Origin of the sequence: Streptomyces sp. FH025, assembly GCF_017427025.1 — a bacterium.
GTDB lineage: Bacteria > Actinomycetota > Actinomycetes > Streptomycetales > Streptomycetaceae > Kitasatospora.
The window spans coordinates 1-4,007 of record NZ_JAFLNG010000698.1; the positions used below are offsets into that span (position 1 = coordinate 1).

A 4,007-nucleotide genomic window follows, 5' to 3' on the forward strand; every position below is an offset into this window, starting at 1 on the left:
CCGGGCGTCAGGACGCCCACAATGGAGGGCATGTACGACGAACGCCTCACGGTGCCGCGCTCCTGGTGGCTGCTTCCGGTCGCTGTCGGTCTCACCCTCGCGCTGATATTGATCCGGGTCAGCGGCGTGGCCGCCCTGGTGGGCCTGGTGGTCGGCATCGCCGCCGGCGCGGTGGCGATCAGCAGCTACGGCTCTGCCCGGATCCGCGTGGTGCAGGGCTCGCTGGTGGCCGGACCGGCCCGCATCCCGGTGGACGCGCTGGGCGCCGCCCAGGCGCTGAGCCCCGCCGAGGCGGCGGCCTGGCGCGGTCCGAAGGCCGATCCCCGCGCCTTCATGCTGCTGCGCAGCTACGTCCCGACCGCGCTGCGGGTCGAGGTGAGCGATCCGGCCGACCCGACGCCCTACCTCTACCTGTCCACCCGCTCGCCGATGAAGCTGGCGGACGCCCTGGAGGAGGCCCGGCGCGGCGCCCGTACCTAAGGGGCGCGCTCCGGGCCGCGAGGGCCGGAGCGCCGGGAGTCCCGGGATTCCGGGATTCCGGGACTCCCGGGACTCGGAAGGACCCGGAGAACGGAAGAGCCGAGAAACGGAGAGGGACGGTTCCGCTACTGCGGGACCGTCCCTACGACTTTGTCCAGATCGACGTTGTGTCGACCGACTCCGTCCTCCCGGGACCGTCCGTACGGACGGTCCTCGGACCTGCCGTCCGGCCCCGCTGCCCGGGGCCGGAAGGGGCGTCGTGCCGGTCCCGCGGGAGCCGCGGGAACCGTACTGCCCTGCCCACCGTGGTGCTCAGGCGCCGCAGTCCCGGCAGATCGGGTTGCCGTTCTTCTCGCTGTAGAGCTGGCTGCGGTGGTGCACCAGGAAGCAGCTCATGCAGGTGAACTCATCGGCCTGCTTCGGCAGCACGCGGACCGCGAGCTCCTCGTTCGAGAGGTCGGCGCCGGGGAGCTCCATGCCCTCGGCGGCGTCGAACTCGTCGACGTCGACAGAGCCGCCGCCCTTGTCGTTCCGCCGAGCCTTGAGCTCCTCGATGCTGTCTTCGTTGAGCTCGTCGTCGGTCTTGCGTGGGGTGTCGTAGTCGGTTGCCATTTTTCGCTCTCCCCCTCCGGGTTGTGCGGTGTGTGCGGTATCTCCAGCGCACGTAACGCATGGGGGGTCGGTCTTGTGCCCGACCCGAGGCGGAGATTTTGCCTTACTTCAAGCCCTGTTACTCAATCGACACTCAGCCAGGGCTCCGTTGGGGTGACCTCCGGGGCCGAGAAAGGCCTCACGCTGGGCCATCGCCGACCGGCTCCGGGCCTTCCGAACCGACGACGCACAGTGAGCGGGAGCCGTACTGGTGTCCGCCAAATCCCTTGCCCACCAGCGATGCCGACCAATCCTGCGGACCGTCCGCGGACCGGATTCCGGTCACGGACGGCGATCGATACCACCGGCGACTCAGTCACTCTCCGAGGTTGCCCGACGCCGCGCAGCGACACGATGTGAGCTTGGTCACGTTCAGAATCTTCCGGGGCAAACCACGGAAAATCCACCCACTCCGACCGCTCGGCGAAGGACCCGGGGCACCCCGACGGGGCGCCCCGGGGCACCTTAGTCGGTCTTACGCCGCGCGGCCTCGCGGCGCGCCAGGATCGCGGCCTGGCGCTCCTCGAACTTGCGCGCCTGCGCGTCCAGCCCGTCCATGAAGACGCCCAGCTCGTTCTGCGCCAGCAGCCCCTCCGGGCCGAGGCCGCCGACCTCCATCACGCGCAGGTGGCGCAGCACCGGCTGCAGCACCTCGTCGTGGTGGATGCGCAGGTTGTACACCCCGCCGAGGGCGATCTGCGCGGCGGCGCGCTCGAAACCGGGGATGCCGTGGCCGGGCATCCGGAAGTTGGTGACCACGTCCGCGACGGCCCGCATGGCCTGGTCGGGGGCGATCTCCAGGGCCGCCTTCAGCAGGTTCCGGTAGAAGACCATGTGCAGGTTCTCGTCGTTGGCGATCTTCGCCAGCAGCTGCTCGCACAGCGGGTCCCCGGCGTGCCGGCCGGTGTTGCGGTGCGCGATGCGGGTCGCGAGCTCCTGGAAGGCCACGTACGCGACCGAGTGCAGCATGCTGTGCGCGTTGTCGGACTCGAAGCCCTCGGACATGTGGTTCATCCGGGCCCGCTCCAGCTCCACCGGGTCGACGGCCCGGGTGGCGAGCAGGTAGTCGCGGATCGCTATCCCGTGCCGACCCTCCTCGGCGGTCCAGCGGTGCACCCAGGTGCCCCAGGCGCCCTCGCGGCCGAACATGGTCGCGATCTCGTGGTGGTAGCTGGGGAGGTTGTCCTCGGTCAGCAGGTTGACCACCAGCGAGACCCGGCCGAGCGCGGTCACCTTCGACTGCTCGACGTCCCAGGCCTCGCCGCCCAGCACGCCGTCGAAGTCGCGGCCCTGGCTCCACGGGATGAACTCGTGCGGCATCCACTCCCTGGCCACGCCCAGGTGGCGGTTGAGCTCCTTCTCCACGGCCTCTTCGAGGGCCAGGATCAGCCGCGCGTCGGTCCAGCCGCTCGATCCGAGCGAGGCGCTGCTCTGCACAGGGGCGATGGTCACGGTCTTGCTCCTGGGGGACGGCACGCGCGGGACGGGCGCGTTGGGCGGGCACACGTCGTACGGACCCATCGGTGAGCACACCGGCGAGCGCACTTACGGTTGCGTAGGTTACGACACCGTAAGTTGCTCGGGCCGGAAATGACAAGCCGCCCCCGCCAGGCCTTATGTCGTCTTGACGGGCCTGACGGGGGCGGCTGAAAACGGTCGTCCGCGGAACGCGGCGGCGCCGGGGGCCGTTACGGGGCGGGGATGCGCACCCGCATGGTGAGACCGCCGCCGGCGCGCGGGGTGGCCTCGATGGTGCCGCCGTGGGCGCGCACCACCGAACGGACGATGGACAGACCCAGCCCGACCCCCTTGTCGCTGCGGGTGCGGTCGGCGCCCTTGATCCGGCGGAACGGCTCGAAGATGTGCTCCAGTTCGTACCCGGGCACCACCGGACCGGTGTTGGAGACCACCAGCTCACCGCCGCCGGGCACCGCGGTGGTGGCCAGCTCGATCCAGCCGCCCGCGGTGTTGTAGCGCACGGCGTTCTGCAGCAGGTTGAGCGCGAGGCGTTCGAGCAGCACGCCGTTGCCCGCGACCACGGCCGGGTCGAGCTTCGAGCGCAGCTCGACCTCGCGCTTGTCGGCCTCGCCCCTGGTCTGCTCCAGCGCCCTGGTGGCCACCTCGGACAGCTCCACCGGGCGGCGGTCGGTCAGCTCGTTCTCGCTGCGGGCGAGCAGCAGCAGGCCCTCGACCAGCTGCTCGCTGCGCTCGTTGGTGGCCAGCAGGGTCTTGCCCAGCTGCTGGAGGTCCTGCGAGGCGGCCGGGTCGGAGAGCTGGACCTCCAGCAGGGTGCGGTTGATCGCCAGCGGGGTGCGCAGCTCGTGCGAGGCGTTGGCGACGAAGCGGCGCTGGGAGTCGAAGGAGCGGTCCAGCCGGTCCAGCATCTCGTCGAAGGTGTCGGCGAGCTCCTTGAGCTCGTCGTCCGGGCCGTCCAGCTCGATCCGCCGGTGCAGGTCGGAGGAGGCGACGTCACGGGCGGTGCGGGTGATCCGGCCGAGCGGGCGCAGCACCCGGCCGGCCATCGCGTAGCCGGCCACGAAGGCGATCACGGCGAGGCAGACCAGCATGGTGAGGGACTTGCGCAGCAGGGTGTTCAGCGCGACGTTGGCGGCCGCCTGGTGCCGGCTGGCGAGCAGGTCGTTGAGCTGGCTGCTGCTGGTGGCCAGGCCGTTGCGGTCGACGACGGTGAGGCCGCTCAGCGGCGGCGGCGCGACGTAGTCCAGTGCCTGGTTGAAGAAGAAGTACATCAGCAGCAGCAGCACCACGCCCGCCATGAGGAACATCCCGCCGTAGAGCAGGGTGAGCCGCATCCGGATGGTGGGGCGGAACGGCAGCCAGGCGAGCATGCCGTCGCCGGGGGTGTAGGCGCCGCCCCG

Annotated in this window: 4 protein-coding genes; 1 reads left to right on the plus strand and 3 read right to left on the minus strand. The window is 70.7% G+C overall.

Translation table 11 applies throughout. The annotated features are described in order from the left end of the window. Positions 1 to 21: 21 nt before the first annotated feature. The gene (locus J0670_RS32255) at positions 22 to 480 is read left to right on the plus strand and encodes a DUF3093 domain-containing protein (RefSeq protein ID WP_207815589.1); all 459 of its coding nucleotides are present in this window, start codon (positions 22 to 24) and stop codon (positions 478 to 480) included. A 312-nt stretch (positions 481 to 792) separates the two neighbouring features. Here J0670_RS32255 and J0670_RS32260 read toward each other — a convergent pair whose 3' ends face one another. From J0670_RS32260 to J0670_RS32270, 3 genes are all read right to left on the minus strand, one after another. After that, on the minus strand, positions 793 to 1,092 hold the full coding sequence (locus J0670_RS32260) for a DUF4193 domain-containing protein (RefSeq protein WP_030057692.1): 300 nt from the start codon (positions 1,090 to 1,092) through the stop codon (positions 793 to 795). 504 nt (positions 1,093 to 1,596) lie between these two features. Beyond that, positions 1,597 to 2,583 (minus strand): acyl-ACP desaturase, encoded by a 987-nt coding sequence (locus J0670_RS32265; RefSeq protein ID WP_207815588.1) that lies wholly within the window; start codon positions 2,581 to 2,583, stop codon positions 1,597 to 1,599. Positions 2,584 to 2,819: 236 nt separating this feature from the next. Next, positions 2,820 to 3,977 (minus strand): cell wall metabolism sensor histidine kinase WalK, encoded by a 1,158-nt coding sequence (locus tag J0670_RS32270; protein WP_207815590.1) that lies wholly within the window; start codon positions 3,975 to 3,977, stop codon positions 2,820 to 2,822. Positions 3,978 to 4,007: the final 30 nt, after the last annotated feature.

Coding starts and splice junctions, on each gene's coding strand:
- J0670_RS32255 (WP_207815589.1), top strand. CDS start 22: ATGGAGGGCATGTACGACGAACGCCTCACGGTGCCGCGCTCCTGGTGG.
- J0670_RS32260 (WP_030057692.1), bottom strand. CDS start 1,092: ATGGCAACCGACTACGACACCCCACGCAAGACCGACGACGAGCTCAAC.
- J0670_RS32270 (WP_207815590.1), bottom strand. CDS start 3,977: ATGCTCGCCTGGCTGCCGTTCCGCCCCACCATCCGGATGCGGCTCACC.